This window comes from Sorangium sp. So ce119, from assembly GCF_051524405.1.
In the GTDB taxonomy this organism is placed as follows: domain Bacteria; phylum Myxococcota_A; class Polyangia; order Polyangiales; family Polyangiaceae; genus Sorangium; species Sorangium cellulosum_G.
This window is the reverse complement of sequence record NZ_CP150310.1, coordinates 1685001-1703256: the sequence shown is the minus strand read 5'-3', so window position 1 is coordinate 1703256 and position 18256 is coordinate 1685001. Positions and strand designations below refer to the sequence as shown.

16 protein-coding genes and 1 rRNA gene (1 of these 17 running past the window's edge) are annotated in these 18256 nt (G+C 71.6%); 9 read left to right on the top strand and 8 right to left on the bottom strand.

All coding sequences use genetic code 11. The annotated features are described in order from the left end of the window. Positions 1-14: 14 nt before the first annotated feature. On the bottom strand, positions 15-1256 hold the full coding sequence (locus WME76_RS06750) for a methyltransferase (RefSeq protein WP_437959365.1): 1242 nt from the start codon (positions 1254-1256) through the stop codon (positions 15-17). Between the two features lie 196 nt (positions 1257-1452). On the opposite strand from WME76_RS06750, the gene WME76_RS06745 reads away from it, so the two are divergent. From WME76_RS06745 to WME76_RS06735, 3 genes are all read left to right on the top strand, one after another. Then, positions 1453-2289 (top strand): hypothetical protein, encoded by an 837-nt coding sequence (locus tag WME76_RS06745; RefSeq protein WP_437959364.1) that lies wholly within the window; start codon positions 1453-1455, stop codon positions 2287-2289. A gap of 216 nt (positions 2290-2505) precedes the next feature. Further along, entirely contained in the window at positions 2506-3015 is a 510-nt protein-coding gene (locus WME76_RS06740; RefSeq protein ID WP_437959363.1) for an N-acetyltransferase family protein, read from the top strand. 544 nt (positions 3016-3559) lie between these two features. Then, on the top strand, positions 3560-4771 hold the full coding sequence (locus tag WME76_RS06735; RefSeq protein WP_437959362.1) for a PA14 domain-containing protein: 1212 nt from the start codon (positions 3560-3562) through the stop codon (positions 4769-4771). A gap of 106 nt (positions 4772-4877) precedes the next feature. On the opposite strand, the gene WME76_RS06730 is transcribed toward WME76_RS06735, so the two are convergent. Next, positions 4878-5027 carry a hypothetical protein gene (locus tag WME76_RS06730; protein WP_437959361.1) on the bottom strand — a complete coding sequence of 50 codons (150 nt, stop codon included), beginning with the start codon at positions 5025-5027 and terminating at the stop codon, positions 4878-4880. A 258-nt stretch (positions 5028-5285) separates the two neighbouring features. Between WME76_RS06730 and WME76_RS06725 the strand changes: the two genes are divergently transcribed. After that, the gene (locus WME76_RS06725; protein WP_437959360.1) at positions 5286-6605 is read left to right on the top strand and encodes an ATP-dependent 6-phosphofructokinase; all 1320 of its coding nucleotides are present in this window, start codon (positions 5286-5288) and stop codon (positions 6603-6605) included. Here the strand turns inward: WME76_RS06725 and WME76_RS06720 are convergent. After that, the gene (locus WME76_RS06720; protein ID WP_437959359.1) at positions 6602-7420 is read right to left on the bottom strand and encodes a TetR/AcrR family transcriptional regulator; all 819 of its coding nucleotides are present in this window, start codon (positions 7418-7420) and stop codon (positions 6602-6604) included. The two genes, WME76_RS06725 and WME76_RS06720, sit on opposite strands and share 4 nt — an antisense overlap. Positions 7421-7491: 71 nt before the next feature. On the opposite strand from WME76_RS06720, the gene WME76_RS06715 reads away from it, so the two are divergent. The 5 genes from WME76_RS06715 to WME76_RS06695 all read left to right on the top strand — a co-directional run bounded on the left by WME76_RS06715 (position 7492) and on the right by WME76_RS06695 (position 13157). Further along, positions 7492-8583, top strand: coding sequence for an alpha/beta fold hydrolase (locus tag WME76_RS06715; RefSeq protein WP_437959358.1), 1092 nt, complete (start codon positions 7492-7494; stop codon positions 8581-8583). Positions 8584-8674: 91 nt separating this feature from the next. Then, the gene (locus WME76_RS06710) at positions 8675-9118 is read left to right on the top strand and encodes a hypothetical protein (protein WP_437959357.1); all 444 of its coding nucleotides are present in this window, start codon (positions 8675-8677) and stop codon (positions 9116-9118) included. Between the two features lie 308 nt (positions 9119-9426). Further along, on the top strand, positions 9427-10932 hold the full coding sequence (locus tag WME76_RS06705) for a hypothetical protein (protein WP_437959356.1): 1506 nt from the start codon (positions 9427-9429) through the stop codon (positions 10930-10932). A 7-nt stretch (positions 10933-10939) separates the two neighbouring features. Beyond that, positions 10940-12322, top strand: coding sequence for a hypothetical protein (locus WME76_RS06700; RefSeq protein ID WP_437959355.1), 1383 nt, complete (start codon positions 10940-10942; stop codon positions 12320-12322). Next, the gene (locus WME76_RS06695; protein WP_437959354.1) at positions 12315-13157 is read left to right on the top strand and encodes a class II glutamine amidotransferase; all 843 of its coding nucleotides are present in this window, start codon (positions 12315-12317) and stop codon (positions 13155-13157) included. Before WME76_RS06700 ends, WME76_RS06695 begins: the two co-directional genes overlap by 8 nt. Positions 13158-13219: 62 nt before the next feature. Here the strand turns inward: WME76_RS06695 and WME76_RS06690 are convergent, their stop codons facing one another. The 5 genes from WME76_RS06690 to WME76_RS06670 form a co-directional block, all read right to left on the bottom strand. Continuing rightward, positions 13220-13594, bottom strand: a complete 375-nt coding sequence (locus WME76_RS06690; protein ID WP_437959353.1) for a zf-TFIIB domain-containing protein — start codon at positions 13592-13594, stop codon at positions 13220-13222. Positions 13595-13729: 135 nt separating this feature from the next. Continuing rightward, positions 13730-14509: an N-acyl homoserine lactonase family protein gene (locus WME76_RS06685; protein ID WP_437959352.1), complete on the bottom strand. Its 780-nt coding sequence runs from the start codon at positions 14507-14509 to the stop codon at positions 13730-13732. Positions 14510-14557: 48 nt separating this feature from the next. After that, complete coding sequence (locus WME76_RS06680) at positions 14558-15388, bottom strand: DUF1206 domain-containing protein (protein WP_437959351.1); 831 nt, start codon at positions 15386-15388, stop codon at positions 14558-14560. Between the two features lie 182 nt (positions 15389-15570). Next, on the bottom strand, positions 15571-17376 hold the full coding sequence (locus tag WME76_RS06675; protein ID WP_437959350.1) for a hypothetical protein: 1806 nt from the start codon (positions 17374-17376) through the stop codon (positions 15571-15573). 605 nt (positions 17377-17981) lie between these two features. Continuing rightward, a 23S ribosomal RNA gene (locus tag WME76_RS06670) occupies positions 17982-18256 on the bottom strand (it continues 2733 nt past the right edge of the window).

Here is an 18256-nt window from a genome sequence, read left to right as displayed (position 1 = left end):
CACTTGTGCGCCGATCAGCCCCCGAGCCCTCCCGGCCGCGCGCTCGCGAAGATCGCGATGTTGCGCGGCGTCACCTCGGGCTCGAAGACGACGGCCGCCTCGACCTCGTGGCCCCGCTCGAGGAGGGCCATCGCGCGATCGAGCGAGACCGTGACCTCGGTGAGCCGGGCCAGGAGGTAGCGCGGCAGCGTGAGCCGGCGCATGCGGCCGAACGCCGCGCGCGCCGCCGCCTCGCGCGCGCGGAGCTCGGCCTCGGTCGCCGGGGCCAGGCCGCGCAGCGCGAGCGCCCGCGCGGCGAGCTCGCGCAGGCCGCCGTGCGCGCGCCGCCGGTTGATCCCGCGCATCTCCTCGCCCAGGGCGACGTCGAGCCCGCGGCCGCGGAGCAGCGAGAGCAGCGCGTGCCGCCGCTCGCGCGCCGCGAGCTCCTCGTCCAGGCTGGCCTCGACGCCGGCGCGGCGCGCCGTGAGGTTGGTGAGGCCCAGCGCCTCGCGCCGCAGGACGAGCCCCGCCGCCGAGCCCGCGGCCGAGAGCGGGGCGCGCGCCGGCGCCCCGATCTTCTGCAAGCAGCACGACACCAGCGCGAGGTCGCAGGGCGCCTCGGCCGCCGCGGTCACCATGCGGTCCCCGAGCTCGCCGCACGCGTGCAGGCCGACCGGCAGGTCGTCCGGCGCGAACGCGAGCGCCTCCTGGCACGCGTCGAACGCGACGAAGCGCGCCCGGCCCCCCGCGGCGAGCGCGGAGGCGGTCGCCACGCGATCGGGCTCGCGCTCCAGGCCGATCGCGTCGCGGTCGAAGCGCGCGGCGGCCAGGCGGGTGAAGTGCCCGTGCCCCGCGCCCACGTCCACGAGGCGGCGGGCCCGGGCGGCCATCGGCGCCACGGCGCCGAGCAGGGCCTCGAGCTGGAGCCGCTTGCGCGCCGGGACCGCCCTCAGCTCGTCCAGGGACGCCGGCGGGAGGGGCTGGACCGGGCGCCGGGGCAGCCTCGCGGCCTCGTCCGCGGCACGCGCCAGGGCCACGAGGCTCGGCGGCGCGCCGTCGAGCCCGCCGATGCACGCCGCGAGCCCCTCGGCCTCGCAGCGGGCGAGATCGCCGTCGGACAGCGAGAGGAGGAAGCCCGTCCACCCCCGCGCCTCGCACCAGGCGGGCGGCGCGCCCTCGTCGACGCGCGCCTCGACGATGTCGAGCGCGGGCACCAGCACCTCGAGGGCGCGCTCGAGGCGCTCGGCGACGGACGGAGACCTTGTCGAAAGGGGCATACGCGGGCGGAGCCGGGGCCAGCACTACCGGATCGGCGCGGCGCCCGGAAGGCGCCTCGGCCGCGGCGCCGACAGGGCTGCCGAGGGGCTTGCGGCCCGAAGGGGCGGGACTGATCCCGGCCGGCCGATCGCCTCGCCGTGAGCATCCGGCGAGCGCGGCCTTTCGCCCGGCGGCGCGTGGTAGCGTGGGGACGCCATGCGCCTGCTCGCCTTCGCGCTCCTCGCCCTCTGGACGTGCGGCTGCGCCCCGGCCCTCTCCACGTTCCAGCCAGCCCACGTGGCCGAGAAGGGCCATGTCCAGGCCGAGCTCGGGCTCGACGTCTCGATCCCGACCGGCGCGATCGCCTCGATCATCGACGCCGGCCTCGTGCTGGCGGACGTCGCGGAGTCCCGGGAGCTGTCCGACCGCGAGCGACAGACGCTCTTCGAGGCGGGCGGCGCGCTCGCGCTGAACCCGCCCTCGGTCACGCCGCACCTCGGGATCGGCTATACAGCGCTCGATCGCTGGGAGCTCAACCTCCGCTACACCGGCAGCGCGTTTCGCCTGGGCACCCGCTATCAGCTCCTGAAGCGCGACAAGGATGGCGTCGATCTGACGGCCGGCGTCGGGGTCGGGCGTTACGTGGTGGGGTTCCCGGTCGTGAGCATCCTGGGCATCGTCGAGCTCGAGGACTTCACGCGATGGCAGATCGATCTGCCGGTCCAGATCGGGACGGCGGGCACGTGGTACCGGGTCTGGGGCGGTCCTCGCCTGATGTTCACGACGTTCGACGCCGGCCTCACCGTGGACCTGCCCGCCTTCACCGGTTACCCGGGCGAGCATGAGATCGCCTCGTTCTCCGGCACCGGGCTCTACGTGGGCGGCCAGGCCGGCGTCGCGCTCGGCTACAAGCACGTGTTCTTCGGCTTCGAGCTGACGCTCGCGGAGATCTTCACGGGCGGCGAGCTCTCCGTGCTCGGGGAGCGGGCGGTCGCCGTGGATCTCGACAGCTTCATCATCTATCCGACGGTGGGGCTGATGGTCGAGTTCTAGCGTGGCGCGCTGAGCGACGCGCAGGTCGTCCCTGGCTCCTTGGTGGGCAAGATGAGGGGAGAGAATTTGAACCACAGAGGCACAGAGGGCACAGAGGAGAGAGAGAAGAATTTATTTTTCTCTCCTCTGTGCCCTCTGTGCCCTCTGTGTTTTTTTCTCTCATGAACCAGGAACGAGCCTGGTGACCTTGACAGTGCGCTTCTGGGGAGAGGCACCATGTCCGTTCGCCGACTGACCGACGCAGACGCTTTCCTGCTCCGTGCGCTCAGGCTCCGCGCGCTGCGCGAGGAGCCCGATCCGTTCCTGACCACGTTCGAGGAGGAGCAGGCGCGGCCGATCGAGGATCTGGTGGCGCGGCTCCGGCAGCAGAGCGACACCTCGGACAGCGCGGTGCTCGGTGCGTTCGAGGGCGAGGCGCTGGTCGGGATGCTCGGGTTCTACCGGGACGGGCACCGCAAGGCGCGGCACCGCGTCGACCTGTGGGGCATGTACGTCGCGCCCGAGGCGCGGGGGCGCGGGCACGGGCGCGCCCTCATCGACGCGGCGCTGGCCCGGATCGCAGCGGTACCGGGCGTCGAGCAGGTCCACCTCGGCGTCTCCGCGACGAGCGAGGCCGCGCGCGAGCTCTACGTGCGCGCGGGCTTCAAGGCGACAGGCGTCCTCCCGCGCGCGATGAAGGACGGAGACCGGTACATCGACGAAGAGCTCATGATGCGACCGCTGTAGAGCGCGCGCACCCGAGGGACCACGCGCCGGCGCTCGCGCGAGAGGCGCGCCGCTCCCCTCCCCCGGACTCGACGCCATCGCGCATAGATGCATGCGCTGCATGAGGCGCATGCCGCCTATGCACTGGAAGGCGCACACCCGTTCGCTAGATACCGGACGTCGAGCCACGCGAGAGCCCCGCGCGAGCACGCCCGGACGACGCGGCGGAGCGCTGGCCCCCTCGGCTGGCTCGGCGTGCTTCCTCAAACCTCACGCCCGCGTCGCCGCCCCTCGCGCGCGGCGCGGAGCGTCTCTCAGGGAAGGTTCGATGCCGAACGATAGCGCTTTTCAGACACATGCCAGCTCCTTCCGCGCGTCGCGCGCCGCCCGCCTGGGCGCCTCTGCCGCGCTCCTGCTCCTCGGGGCGCTCGGCCCGAGCGGATGCGTCGCCGGGGCGGACGAGGAGCCCCTCGGCGTAGCTACCCTGGCGTGGGGCAGCTACGACCTCACGAGCAGCTACACGGGCAACATCGATGACACGCGCGGCTGGATCATCGAGTGGGAAGTGCCCGAGCTCCTGAACGAGAGCACCGCCTGGACCGCGGTGGGCCAGTGGTACTACAACATCGAGTCGGGCCTCTACCACACGCCGGAGGGCTGGTTCGTCTACTACTTCGGCGACGACAACGGCGTCGTGGGGAACCACCCGAACTGCAACACCCAGTGGGGCTCCGGGGGCACCTGCGGCGGGACCCTCGGCGGCAACCTCGGCTATCTGCAGCCGGGGCAGCAGGTCGTCTTCAAGTACGAGCGGTGCACGCCGGCGCACGTGGCGGACGTGAACGGCACGCGGATCTGCCTCCACGTCGACATGAAGGACGGCACGGGCTGGCAGTTCCTGGCCGAGGACGCGCCCGATACCGTCGAGATGTACACGCACGACGTCGAGCACTGGGGCACGGACGGCTACGTCACGCCGCAGATATCGTGCGACGCGCCGATCAAGATGCTCCGCCAGGAGCGGAAGACGACGGCGGGCGTCTGGCAAACGATGTCGGGCGCGAGCACCTGGTCGTTCAACCAGGTCGCGCCTTACGCCTACCAGAACCGCAACCTCGCCGCGTCGCCCTCGACCTGGGAGGCCTGCACCCCGCCGCCGGACGGCAACGGCACCGGCCTCCGCGGCGAGTACTTCGCCAACACCACCCTGTCGGGCACGCCGGTCGTCCGCACCGACCCGGGGGTGAGCTTCGACTGGGGTGAGGGCTCGCCCGCGAGCGGCATTCCGGCCGACAACTTCTCCGTGCGCTGGACCGGAGAGTTCGAGCCGCGCTACTCGGAGACCTACACGCTCACGACCCGGTCCGACGACGGGGTGCGCGTCTGGGTCGACGGCGCGCTGGTCATCGACAACTGGACCGCCCACAGCCCGACGGACGACAGCGCCACCCTCTCGCTCGTGGCGGGCCAGAGCTACGACCTGAAGGTCGAGTACTTCGACTCCGGCGGGGGCGCGCTGAGCAGGCTGTACTGGTCGAGCCCGAGCCAGGTCCGGGAGGTGATCCCCCAGGGCCGCCTCTATACAACAGGGACCAGCTGCCGCAGCGCTCCGGCGTGGGCGTCGGGGCAGGTGTACTCGCCCGGCGCCCGGGTGGTCCAGGGCGGCCATCTGTGGACGGCGACGCAGCAGATCTGGTGGTCCAACCCGGCCTGCCCGCCCAGCAACCCCGCGTCGTGGTGCCCGGCCGAGTGGGCCGATCTGAGATCGTGCAACTAGCGATCTCGCTCCGCGCGCCGGAGATCCCCTGAGAGAACGAACCACAGAGGACACGGAGGATCAAAGCGTCTTTTTCTCTCCTCTGTGCCCTCTGTGCCTCTGTGGTTCAAATTCTCTCCCTGACGCGCGTCGCCGGCTCGACGAGGCCTGCAGCGCGCAGGTTGGAGCGCAGGAACATCGAGCTTTCGGCGTGCTGGACGAGGAACGCCTCGAGGGCGGCCTCGTCGCCGGGAACGAGGGTGCGGAGGTCCGGCATGACCGCGAGAGCATAGCAAGGCCGACGACCTCACCCGCAACGCCCCTCCCCGTCGAAGCACGAAGCGCACCCTCCGGTCACGCCGCGTGGTTCGCGAAGAGCGGCACCGACGTGCAGCGGGCCCCGGCGGCCCGGTCAGGGCGTTACGACAGCTTCTCGTCCCCGAAATGCGGACGAAACCGGCGCCGGATGACAATGCCCGGGTCCCGCGGCGGCTCGCGCCGCGGGGCGACGTCCTCGTCCACGGAGGCATTCCGCGTGGTGACCTCTGCCGATCTCGCCATCAAGGATCTGGGCCCCTGCCGGTACCCCTCGCCCGTCGCCGAGAAGCTCGGCGAGAAGGCCACGGTGTACGTCGGGGAGGCCGACAAGGTGCTGTTCGACGATCGCCTGTCCGCCGTCCTGGCGGGCGCCTCCGGCCCGCGGCCGCCGGCGTTCGAGCTGGCCGGGCCGCGCAACCGCGTGTTCTGGGATCCGAGGGAGATGCGCGCCGGCATCGTGACCTGCGGCGGGCTGTGCCCCGGCGTGAACAACGTCATCCGCGGGCTCGTGCTCACGATGGCGGACAGCTACGGCGTGCCGGAGATCTTCGGCTTTCGCTACGGCTACGAAGGGCTGATCGCGCGCTTCGGGCACGCCCCCATGCGCCTCGACCCGCGCAGCGTCGAGGAGATCCACCGCATGGGGGGCACCGTCCTCGGCACGTCCCGGGGCAACCAGGACCCGCACCAGATGGCGGACACGCTCGAGGCCATGGGCATCAACGCGCTCTTCGTCGTCGGCGGAGACGGCACCATCCGGGGCGCGATGTCGCTCGTCCGGGCCATCGAGGAGCGCCGCCTGCCCATCGGGGTCATCGGCGTGCCGAAGACCATCGACAACGACATCCAGTTCATCGACCGCAGCTTCGGCTTCGAGAGCGCCTTCGCCGCCGCCGTCGACGTCATCCGCAGCGCGCACGTGGAGGCCTCGGGGGCGAAGAACGGCATCGGGCTCGTCAAGCTGATGGGCCGGCACTCGGGCTTCATCGCGTGCTCGGCGGCGCTCGCGTCGGCGGACGTGGACGTGGTCCTCATCCCCGAGGTCCACGCCGAGATCGACGGCCCGTGCGGCCTGCTCGCGCACCTCGAGCGCCGGCTGGCCCGCCACGGCAACGCCGTGATCGTCGTCGCCGAGGGGGCCCTGCAAGAGCACTGCACCTCGAGCGCCGAGCCGATGGCGACGGATCTCAGCGGCAACGTCCGGCTGAAGGACATCGGCCTCTTCCTGCGCGACCGCATCAACGCCCATTTCAAGGCGCGCGGCGTCGAGGCGACGCTGAAGTACCTGGACCCGAGCTATCATATCCGCAGCGTCCCCGCGTCCCCCTCGGACAGCGTGTATTGCTGGAACATGGCCCGGAACGCGGTCCACGCCGCGATGGCGGGCAACACCGAGATGCTGATCGGCCGGTGGCACGGCCGCTTCGTGCACGTGCCCATGCCCCTCGCCGTCCGCATGCGCAAGCAGGTGGGGCCGACGGACGATCTGTGGATGGCGGTCGTGGAGGCCACGGGACAGCCGCTGTCGTTCTATTAGCCCGCGCACCGCGCCGCGCGCTCCGCGATGAGCACGCCGATGCCGTCGAGCACGCAGCGCAGGCCGAACTCCAGCCCGTCGTCCGCGGGCGGCCCGAAGGCGCCCGACGACATCGCCTCTCTCACCGCCGGGTAGCGGTCGCCGTGCTTCTGCACCAGCTCCGTCATCACGGCCCCCCACGGCTCGCCCGGGATGCCTCCCTGCTGCCGCAGGCGCCTGTCCACCGCGTGGTGCGCCGCGGTCCGGACGTGGCCGAGGACGACGAGGAACGCCTCGAGCCGCTCCCCGCCGGAGAGGCCGGTCCCGGAGAGCGCGTCGAGCGCGGAGTTCAGCCACCCCAGCTCGTTCGGCCCCATGAACCGGGGGTGACCGGTGGCCCCCAGCGCCCAGGGATGCCGGAGGAACACCGCCCAGAGATGCCGTGCCCACGCCTCCAGCTTGTGCCGCCACCCGCCTGACACGCATTCCAGGGCCGGCGGCTCGCCGATCGCCATGTCGATCATGAGCTCGATCAGCTCGGCCTTGCCCGGCACGTAGCGGTACAGCGCCATCGTCGTGAAGCCGAACTCGCTCGCGACCCGCTGCATCGACGCGGCCGAGAGCCCCTCGGCGTCCGCGATCCCGATCGCGGCCCTCGCGATGCGCTCCACGCTGAGGCCGGGCTTGGGCCCGCGGCTCGGCCGCTCGCGCTCCCCCCAGAGCAGCTCGGCGCTGCGCGACGGGCTCCCGAGGATCTCGTCCTCCTTCGCCTCCGCCCGCGCGCGCTCTCCCGTCCCCCGCTCCCGCGACCGCTTCTGACGCCCGTTGACAGCCATCCCGGAACTGTGTATCGCATAAACAAAACAGTGTACGAAACAAACAGTTTTCCGAACGAGGTGACGACGTGATGCACACCCTCCTGGCCGGCGTGGCCGGCGTCCTCGCAGCGCCCGTGCTCGGCGGGCTGGCCTACCGCGCGGTGCGCCAGCGCCGGATCGCGAGGGCGCTGGAGATCCGCGCCCCGAACGCGATCGTCGAGGACAGGTTCGTCCGGCTCGGCGGCATCGACCAGTGGATCGGGATCCGGGGCGAGCACCGGGACAACCCGGTCCTGCTCGTGCTGCACGGCGGGCCGGGCTCGCCGTACTCGATGTTCACGCCGGTCCTGCGGCCGTGGGAGGAGCACTTCACGATCGTCCAGTGGGAACGGCGCGGCGTGGGCAAGACCCTGGGCCGCAACGGCAAGGCAGGCAGCGGGGAGATGACCTTCGACCGCATGGTCGATGACGGGATCGAGCTCGCGGAGCTGCTGCGCGCGCACCTCGGGCAAGACAAGGTGATCCTGCTGGCCAGCTCGATGGGCACGGTGGTGGGCGTGTCGATGGTCCAGCGCCGGCCCGACCTGTTCTCCGCCTATGTCGGCACCGATCAGAACGTGAACATGGCGCGCAGCGAGGCCATGTCCTACGAGGTGACGCTCGAGCGGCTGCGCGCGGCGGGCAACGCCGAGGGAGCCGCGGCCCTCGAGGCGATCGGCGCCGACCCGTCGCGGTGGGACGTGCGCGGCTGGAGCCGGAAGCAGCGGTGGGTCATGAAGATGGATCCAGTGATACGCGACCTGGACAGGAGGCTGCTGCTCCCGCTGATCCTGTCGTCGCCGACCTACACGCTCCGCGACATCGGACACGTGGTCGCCGGCCTCGATTTCGCCGCGGCCAGGCTGTTCGACGAGTTCATGTCCCACGACGCCCGGCGGCTGGGCACCCGCTTCGAGGTGCCGTTCTTCATCTTCCAGGGCGAGGCCGACGTGTTCACCCCCGCCTCCCTGGCCGAGGAGTACTTCGCCGAGGTCGAGGCGCCGCACAAGGCGTTCGCGCTGATCAGGAACGCAGGGCACTTCGCCGCGTTCACCCAGCCAGACCAGTTCCTCACCGAGCTCCTCACCCGGGTACGCCCGCTGGTCACCGCGCCGGGGCAGCGCTCGCTCAAGGCGGCCTGAACTTCGCCCCCTCGTCCCGCCGGGGACAAGAAGACCCTGGTGCGCACGGACCAGGAGTGGGCCACGGCGCGCTCGTGCCATGATGGCCGGCATGAAGACCTCGTCGCGCGCTCTCTCGTTCGTGCTCGTCGCCCTCTCCGTTCTCGCCGGCTGTCGCAGCGAAGCCCCGGCGCAGGCGCCGGCGCCCACGACCACCACGTCGCCCACCTCCATCGCGCCCACGTCCGGCGCCCCGGCGCCGACCGGCTCCGCGGCCCTGGACGGCAGCGGCGCGGCGTCGGAGCCTCGATGCGCCACCGACGCCGACTGCGTGGTGTCCTGCGCTCGCCCCGAGCAGTGCTGCGACCAGCTCTGCCCGCCGTGCAACCAGGCGTTCCACCGCGACGCGCTCGCGGCGCACGAGCAGTGGCGCGCCCGGAGCTGCGCGGCCGAGAGCTGCCCGGTCGCGAAGTGCATGGCGCCGAAGGAGGACACGCTCGCCCGCTGCTCGGCGGGGCAATGCACCGTCGAGCGCGTCCCGCGCGCCGAGCAGTGAGCTCGCGCCGCTGCGCCGGCCCCAAATAGCGGCGACACCGGCCAGCAGCGACCCACGCGGCGTTCTGCCACAGGCCGCCAGCGCGCCACACCGGTCGAGCTCGACGGACGCGGGGAACCGCACAACCAGGAACCAACCTCCTCCGCAGCGCGCCCCCTCGACGAGCTCGCCGCTCATGGCCCTGGCTTTGCAGTGCGCGAGCCCTGGCAGGAAGATCACGATCACGGCGACGCGCGCGCTCCAGCCCACGGCGGGAGCCCGGTTCGAACAGCGGCTCAGCTCTCGCCGGGATCGCAGCGGGAGGTCCCTTGGGCATCGAGATCCAGCAAGATCATTTCAGGACCGTCGATTACGGGCTGTTCAAAGCGCGCCTCCAGCAGAACCTCACGGCGCTCGAGATGGTGCTCAGCCGGCCGGGGTTCGGCCTGGGAGAGACGACGATCGGCACCGAGCTCGAGATGTTCCTCGTCGACCGCGAGGCGCGCCCCGTGCCGATCGGGCCGGAGATCGCCAGCGCGGCGGCGAGCCCGATGATCACGCCCGAGATGGGCGCGTTCGACATCGAGCTCAGCACGCAGGCGGTGCCGCTCGCGGGCCGGCCGTTCTCGGCGCTGCGCGAGCAGATGCGCGCGACAGCCGAGTCGATCCGCCAGCGCGCCGCGGCGCGGGGGGCGCGCGTGGTCCCGGTCAGCATCCTGCCGACGTTCCGGCGGCAGGACTTCAACCCGGGGACGATCACGAACCTGCCCCGGTATCGCGCGCTCGCCGCGGGGCTCACGCGGCTGCGCAAGGCGCCGTTCCACATCCGCATCGACGGGGCCGAGCCGCTCGATCTGATGTCGGACGACCCCGCGATGGAAGCGGCGAACACCGCGTTCCAGGTCCACCTGCGGGCGGCCCCCGACGCCTTCGCGCGGCTGTTCAACGCGGCCATGATGATGACCGCGCCCGTGCTCGCGGCGTCCGGCAACTCGCCCATCTTCCTCGGCCACCGGCTGTGGCACGAGACGCGGGTCGCGGTGTTCAAGCAGGCCGGCGACGACCGCCCGCCGGACCCCGACGCGGACTGGAAGAAGCCGGCCCGCATCGGCTTCGGCACCGGCTGGGTGCGCGACGGCGCCGCGGAGCTGTTCATGGAGAGCGTCGCGCTGCACGAGCCCATCCTCCCCGTGTGCAGCGACGAGGACGTCCTCGCGTGCGCGCGGGCCGGCGGCGTGCCCCAGCTCCACGAGCTCCGCCTGCACCACGGCACGGTCTGGAACTGGAATCGACCGGTCTACGACCCGGCCGGGGACGGCCACCTGCGGATCGAGCTGCGCGCCCTGCCGTCGGGCCCGACCCTCGACGACATGCTCGCGAACGGCAGCTTCCTGCTCGGGGGCATCCTCGCGCTCGCGCCCTCCGTCTCCGAGCTCCTGCCGTCATTCCCCTTCAGCCTGGCCGCCAGGAACTTCTACCATGCAGCGCAGTTCGGCCTCGACGCCGAGCTTGTCTGGCCGACCGCGCCGGGGGCCCCGCCCAGGGGGATCCGCGCGCGCGATCTCCTGCTCTCGCTCCTGCCGCAGGTCGAGGAGGGGCTGCTCACCGCCGGGGTGGACGGGGCAGAGGCCCGCCAGCTCCTGGAGATCTTCGAGCGGCGCGTCGCCAGGGGCGTCACCGGGGCCGTATGGCAGCTCCGCGCGCTGGAGGCGATGGAGGCGCGCGGGGCGCCGCGAGACGAGGCGCTCCGGAGGATGCTGGAGCGGTACATGGCCGAGGTCGACTCCGGACAACCCGTGCACGCCTGGGCGATCCCGGGCGCGGGCGCGGCGTGAGGTGGTCATGAACCGGGACACGAGAGGAGCGCTCGCGGAGCAGCTCGACGCGCAGCTCGCCGCGCCCGGCGCGATGGATGCGGCGCGGTTCGCGTCGTTCCTCGAGGGGCAGCGGGAGCTCGGGCTCGTGCACGGGACGCGCGCGCTGTGCCGCCACCTGCGGCCCTACCTCATCACGGAGCAGGACTACGCCGCGGTCGCCAGCGCCGCCGAGCGGGTCGCCGCCGCGCTCGAGCGCGTCGCGCGGCGCGCGCTCGTGGATCCCGCCCTGGCCGACGAGCTGGGGATGTCGGCGGACGAGCGCGCCCTCGCGGCCCTGGATCCCGGCGAGGGCCCGTTCCTCACGGTCGGGCGCCTCGACATGCTGGTGACCGAGGGTGGCTTTTCCTTCATCGAGCTCAACGCCGACTCCCCCGCTGGCATCACCGATCAGCTCCTCATCGAGCAGACGCTGATGGCCCTCCCCCACATGGCGCCCTTCCGGGGCCGGCCGGGCCTGCGCACGCCCGCGCCGCACCGCGGGCTGATCCGCGCGCTGCGCGAGGGGTACGCCGCGCGGGGCGGGCGCGAGCCGCGGCCCACCGTGGCGATCGTCGACTGGGCCACCGCCGACACGGCGGCCGAGTTCAAGGTGCTCGCGCACCTGCTCTCGGCCGACGGGCACCGGACGATGATCGTCGATCCGGACCAGCTCGAGTACGACGGCGTCCGGCTGTCCGCCGGCGGAGAGCCGATCGATCTCGTCTACCGCCGGGTGATCACGCAGGAGCTCATCGGGCGGCGCGGCGTCGATCACCCGCTCGTCCGCGCGTACCGGGACCGCGCGGCGCATGTCGCGAACTCGTTCCGCACGAAGCCCCTCAACAAGAAGGCGGCGTTCGCGGTCCTCAGCGACCCCGAGTTCTCGGGCCTGTTCTCGCGCGAGCAGCGCGCGGCGATCGCGGCGCACGTCCCCTGGACGCGCCGGGTGAAGGCAGGTCGGACCGAATGGAGGGGCCGCGAGGCAGATCTCGTCGAGCTCGTCCTGGGCGAACAGGAGAGCTTCGTGCTGAAGCCGAACGACGAGTACGGCGGCAAGGGCGTCCTGCTCGGGTGGCAGACGCCGCCCGACGCGTGGAGGGAGGCCGTCCTCGGCGGCGAGGCGCAGCGCGCGATCGTGCAGGAGCGCAGCGCCTCGCGCACCGCGCGCATGCCGACGTTCCGCGACGGCATCGTCGAGGAAGAGGTCTATTTCGATCTCTGCCCCTTCGTGTTCGCAGGCCGCATGGAAGGCGCGATGGTGCGGCTCTCGGCCTCGGCGGTGAGCAACGTCTCCGCGGGCGGCGGCGTCACCGGGCTCTTGATCGTCGACGATGCGCTCGCGCGGCGGGAGGATCCAGGTCATGTGTGAGCTCCTTGGCATGGTCTCGAACGTGCCGACGGACATCGTGTTCTCGTTCACGGGGCTCGCGCTCCGCGGCGGACAGACGGGGCCGCACGCGGACGGCTGGGGCGTCTCGCTGTATGACGGGCTGTTCGCTCGGACGTTCCTCGAGCCTGACCCCGCGTTCTCGAGCCCCCTTGCCCGGTTCATCCGCGAGAACCCGATCCACACGGCGCTCTCCATCGCCCACGTGCGCAAGATGACGCGCGGGGGCGCGGCGCTGAAGAACACGCACCCTTTCATGCGGGTGCTCCACCGGCGCCACATCGTGTTCGCGCACAACGGCACCCTGCCCACGGTCAGGGATCGACAGCTCCACCTCGAGACGCCGATCGGCGACACCGACAGCGAACATGCCTTCTGCGTCATCCTCGAGGAGCTCCGGAGCGCCTACGGCGCGCAGTACCCGACCGACGGGCGGGAGCTCGGGAGAACGCTCTACGAGCTCGGGAACGAGCTCGGCAGCGACGGAGTCTTCAACTTCCTGTTCGCGGACGGCGAGCACCTCTTCGCCCGCTGCGGCGACAACCTGTCCTGCATCCTCCGCCAGGCCCCCTTCGGCGAGGCGACGCTCGTGGACGCGGACCTCAAGGTGAACTTCAACGACGTCCACGGCATGGGCCCCGACGCGCGCATGGCCGTCGTGGCCACCGAGCCGCTCACGCGCGACGAGCTCTGGAACAAGGCGACGCCCGGCACGCTGTGGGTCTTCCGCGCCGGCGAGCTCCTGGCGACGTTCCCCGAGGCCCCCGCCGGACAGGGCTCGTTCGCGGAGATCGCCGAGCGGGCGCCTCCCGGCTGAGCTTCGCCGGCCGGCGTGGGTGCCAGTCCGCAGCGCGGCTGACAGCGCGCGGCGGCGCCCCGTCAGCCGCGCGGCCGCACGAACAGGCTGCGGAAGAAGTCGCCGAGCGTGTGTTCCTTGTAATCGCGGAACTCGCCGGCATCGAGGTAGACGCCGCCGCACACGCTGCAGGTCTCGTACCAGATGTGCGGCTGCTGCGGGTCGACCATGCGCACCATCGGCGTGGTGCAGCGGGGGCACGGCACGCGCCGGATATCGTTGTTCTTCCGCCCCACCGCGGGGTCGCCGGTGTCGATGTGCTGGGAGCCCTCGATCGTCTTGAGCGACTCCTTCTCGTGGCTGTCGAACCAGATACCGCCGCACGCGGTGCATCGGTCGACGTCGATCCCGCCGAAGGTGATGACATCCATCGAGGCGGTGCATTTCGGGCAGTTCACGTCGCGCTCCAGTGCGGCCGGCGCCGCGGTCTGGGGCGAGGCTACCAGACGAGGAGGATCGCGTGAAGCGCGCAGCGGCCGGGGCGCGCGCCGGGCGCCGCCCGCGGGCAGGGCGCCCCGGGCGACGCTCCCCCGTCAAGCGTACGACGCCGGCAGCAGCCGCACCTGCTGGATGAGCTGCGGATCGTGGCCGAGGAGGAGCCTCGCGCCGCGCTCTCGCGCGATCTGCTTGAGGCGGCGGATGCTGGCGAGCGCGGCCTCGTCATCGACGCTCTCCCCGGGGAGGATCTCGTCGGAGAAGTTCTCGACGAGGTCGCCCGCGTCGCCGACGAGCACGACGCTGCCGGTCTCCTTCAGCGTGACGACGACGGATTGATGGCCTGGCGTGTGGCCGCGCGTGAGGACGACCTCGACGCCGGGCAGCGCCTCCCAGTCCCCCTCGACGAGATCCCAGCGCAGGCCAGGAAGGTCGTAGTCGCGCTCGAACCAGGCGGGCCCGTGCGCCGGGCTGAACGCAAACGCGTGCTCCGCGCGCTGCACCGAGATGCGCGCGTGGCGGAACATCCCGAGATTCCCGGCGTGGTCGAGGTGCATGTGCGTCAAGATGACGTGACGGACGTCCTCGGGTCGCACCCCGATCTGCGCGAGCTGCTGGGCGAGCTCGTGCTCCGGGAGGATGACCGGCGGGCGAATCCCCTGCTTCGTGTAGTGCTCCTCGCGCAGCGCCGGGTCGTGGACGATGGCGCTGTTCAGCCCCGCGTCGATGAGCACGTGCCCCCGCGCCGTCTCGAGCAGGTAGGCCGAGACCGGCTCGGCGAGGACGAAGCGCCCCCCGCTGTCGCGCGTCGAGACCGTCTTCTCGAGGATCTCGTAGCCGCAGAGCAGGACATAGAGCCTTCTGACCTCGGTGCTCATGGCGCGACCTCCGCGGGACAGGCGCCTTCGGGGCTCGCGCCCGCGGCGCTAGGCCGCGGGGTGTGCCAGCTTCGAGTACTTCGTGCAAAAGAACATGTACACGCCGTACGCGCACAGGCCCGCGGCGACGAGCACGAGCAACGCCGTCCCGAAGGGCGAGTCGGCCACGGTCGAGAGCGCCTCGCGGACGCCCTTCGACTCGCCCGGATCGTGGGCGATCGCGGCCTTGATCAGCGCGACGCCGATGATGCTGAAGACGACGCCGCGGGAGACGAGCCCGACGCGGGCCATCCGGAACACCCAGGTGCGCTCGGGGGGGCTCATGCCCTGCGTGCTGAGATCCTTCGCGAAGCGGGACTTCATCGCCTTGCGGAACTGCTGGACGGCGACGCCGATCACCGCGAGCCCCGCGATGCCGACGAGGACGCCCCCGAACGGCTGCTCCATCACCTTGCCGACCCAGGTCCTGGCGCCGTCGCCGCCGGTGTCCTGGCCCAGCGCGAGCTGGAACGCCGTCAGCGCGAGCCCCGCCGAGATGACGCCGCTCACGGCCCATCCCACGCGCTCGGCCGTGCCCTTCGCGTCGTTCCCGACGTGGCCCGGGTCCTTGAGGGCGAGGACCTCTCGCCACAGCGCATACCCGAGCAGCCCTATCCCGACGAGGAACAGCAACGCTTGCCCGAACGGCTGCTCGCCGAGGAGCCCGACCGCCTCGCGCCCGCCGGCCGTCCCGCCGCCGCTGAAGGCAGCCTGGAGCGACAGCGCGCCGATCAACACGTAGACGACGCCCTTGGCTGCAAACCCAAACCTGGCCAGGGTGCGCACCCACCCGTTGTTCTCGGGCTGGGTGAACATTTCTCGCTGCACCGGAAATTCCATGGTTTCAGCTCTCCTCGGAGAGGCTGGTGCAGCGGGCATGCCATCGAGCGGGCGCGGCGTTTCGGGCGCGCGGCGCGCAATCGCGCCTGCGGGCTGGGGCGCGCCGCCACGCCTCGTCCCAAGACTGCCTCACCCGCGGGCGTCGCTCGGCCTCGGCGCGATCGACCTCGCGCCGCGGGGCGTCACTTCGACTTCGAGCTCGTCTTCTCTTTCACGATCTGCTGCAGCTGCTCGAAGTACCGGCTCTCGCGCCGGATGGCGATGCCGAACTGCGATGTCCCGAGCTTCTTCTTCGTGTGGACGACATAGCGGGACATCTCCGGGTGGGCCTCCAGATCCTCGATCATCTTCACGTAGTGCGGGTGAGGCATGTAGATGAGATCGGGCTTGTAGGCCGCGAAGAACCTGTCCGCGGAGAACGGCTCGAGCGCGAAGCGCCGGTCGTTCAGGCCGGCCATGTCGATGATCGTCTTCTCGAGGTTCATCGCGCCGAGCATCCCGACCTCGGTCGTGGCGATGACGAGGTCGTCGGGGAGCGTCGAGACGCGATCGATCGCGAACCAGTAACTCTGCGGTCCCGAGGTGTTGCCGTGCTTGACGATGTTGAAGTGTCCGAGCCGGTTCCCCGCAGCGGCGCCCGCGAGGTCCTTGCCCGCCGTGGCGAGCGGCGTGGCGAGGTGGAGCCAGAGGATCGCCAGCGCGGCGACGCCGGCCACGGGCAGGGCGGCCGGCGCGGGCTGCCCGAGCGCGTCGGAGAGCGTCCGCGCGAGCCGGACAGCGCTCCGACATGCGAGGTAGATGAGACCTGGCAGCGGCGCGTAATAGAAGCGCTGCGCAAACCCCATGATCGGGACGACGAACAACCACGAGTAGGCGAGGCACAGGAGCGTCGCGGCGAGGACCCCTTTGTCGAGCGCCGTGGACGCCGCCCACCACGCCCGGGGGCCGGTCCTCTGCCCCTCCCCCGCCGGCGCGCCGGGGGCCGCCTGGCGCGCGCCGAGGCCCACGAGCACGTCGAGGGCGATGACAGCGAAGAGCGGCCAGAAGAAGTCGAGCCAGTCGAGGAGATCGATGGTCGGCCGGCCGCGGTAGGCGCGGAGGATCCCTGACCCGTAGAGGTTCGTCGACTTGGCGTAGAACGGGAGCGGGAGGGGCGAGCCGAAGTACAGCTTGGCGGCCCCGAGATGGAGGGCGAGGACGCCCGCGGTCGCGGCGAGGGCGGCGAGCCCGAAGCGCCGGCGGGCGCGGTCGCGCTCGAGCACGACGAGCGCGAGCGGGACGAGGACGGTGTAGGCCGTGAGCTCCGGCCGCACCGAGAAGGCGAGCCCGCCGAAGGCGCCGAGCGCCACCCCGCCGGTGACCCGGGCCGGGCCGAGCAGCCGCAGCGCGAGGAGCAGGTAGGCGGTGAGGAAGGAGAGGCCGAACGACGTGTCCATGCCGCTCACGAAGTGGTCGGCCAGCGTGGAGCGGGCCACGCAGAACGCGACCAGCGAGAAGCAGGACAGCCGCGCGATCTTCCCGTCGCCCGCCGCGCGCAGGACGAGCAGGACGAGCAGGACGAGCAGCACCGGGCCCCAGATGAAGCTCTGAAGCATCGCGGCGAGGCTCGTGTTGCCGCCGGTGATGAGGTGGAGCGGCACGGCGGCGACGATGAAGGCGAGCGAGGTGAGCCCGTAGGCCGGCGGCCCGCCCGGGTTCCACGAGACGCCGTGCCCGGCGAGGATGTTGTGCGCGTAGCGCTGGAACATGTACGCGTCGTCCCAGAGCGTGGTCAGGTCGAAGCGCGCCGCCGTCTTGCACGCCATCAGCGCGAGGCAGAGCGCCATCGTGATCCAGAAGCACGCCCAGACGAGCCTGCGCACCGCCGTGCGCGGCACGGAAGGGAGGCGCTCCGCCGCGTGCGCCGCCGCGCCCTGCCCTGCAGATGCGTCCGCGGGCAGCTCGGCGGGATCCTCGCCGGGCAACGTGGTTTCTATGTGCGTTGTCATCGTGCCCGGCTCGGTGCCTGGCGCGCTCGATTCGCCGAAAGGTTCGCGCCATCGAGGCGAGCCGCGTGCAGAGGCTCGAGGCGCTCGGATACTCCACGCCGATAGACGCGCTGCGCCGTCCGCGTGGGCCGCTTCATCAGAGGCCGCATGCGGCGAACATAATCGCAACCGCAGCGCGCCGTACATCTGGAACCGGCGTGGTAAAGCTGCCCAGCGGCAGCCCCCCGGAGGCGGAGCCCTCATGGGAGCGCGGCGTCCCGGCAAGGTCGAGGTCGCTGTTCGCGACGCCCGCCGACCGCGGCAGCGCGACCGGACGCGTCGCGATCAGGCGCAGCCTGGCGAGCGAGGTCTCAGGCGAGTCCGGCGGGGTCCCCCGCGCCGCGCGAAGAGCAGGGTCTCCTCGGGCCGGGCAGCTCCGCGAGGCCCGGCTGGCCCGGCTCCGCGAGCCGCGGACAAAAGCAAAAGAGCCCGCATGGCGTCCGCCATGCAGGCTCTCTGTTCGCGGTGATCCTCACCGCGTCGTCGTTCTGAAGCGTCTCTCGCTCGCTGCGTAGCGCTGCTCACACCCGAGCTCCGGGCGCGATGCTCGTCACGTTCCATGGAGTATGGTCAAGCCGCACGACCTATTAGTACCGGTTAGCTCCTCCGATTGCTCGGCTTCCACACCCGGCCTATCAACCTCGTGGTCTACGAGGGGTCTTTAGGGGCCTTGCGGCCCGGGACACCTGGTCTTGAGGCCGGCTTCCCGCTTAGATGCTTTCAGCGGTTATCCGTTCCGTACATGGCTACCCGGCTATGCCCTTGGCAGGACAACCGGAGCACCAGAGGTACGTCCACCCAGGTCCTCTCGTACTATGGGCAGCTCCTCTCAAGTGTCCTA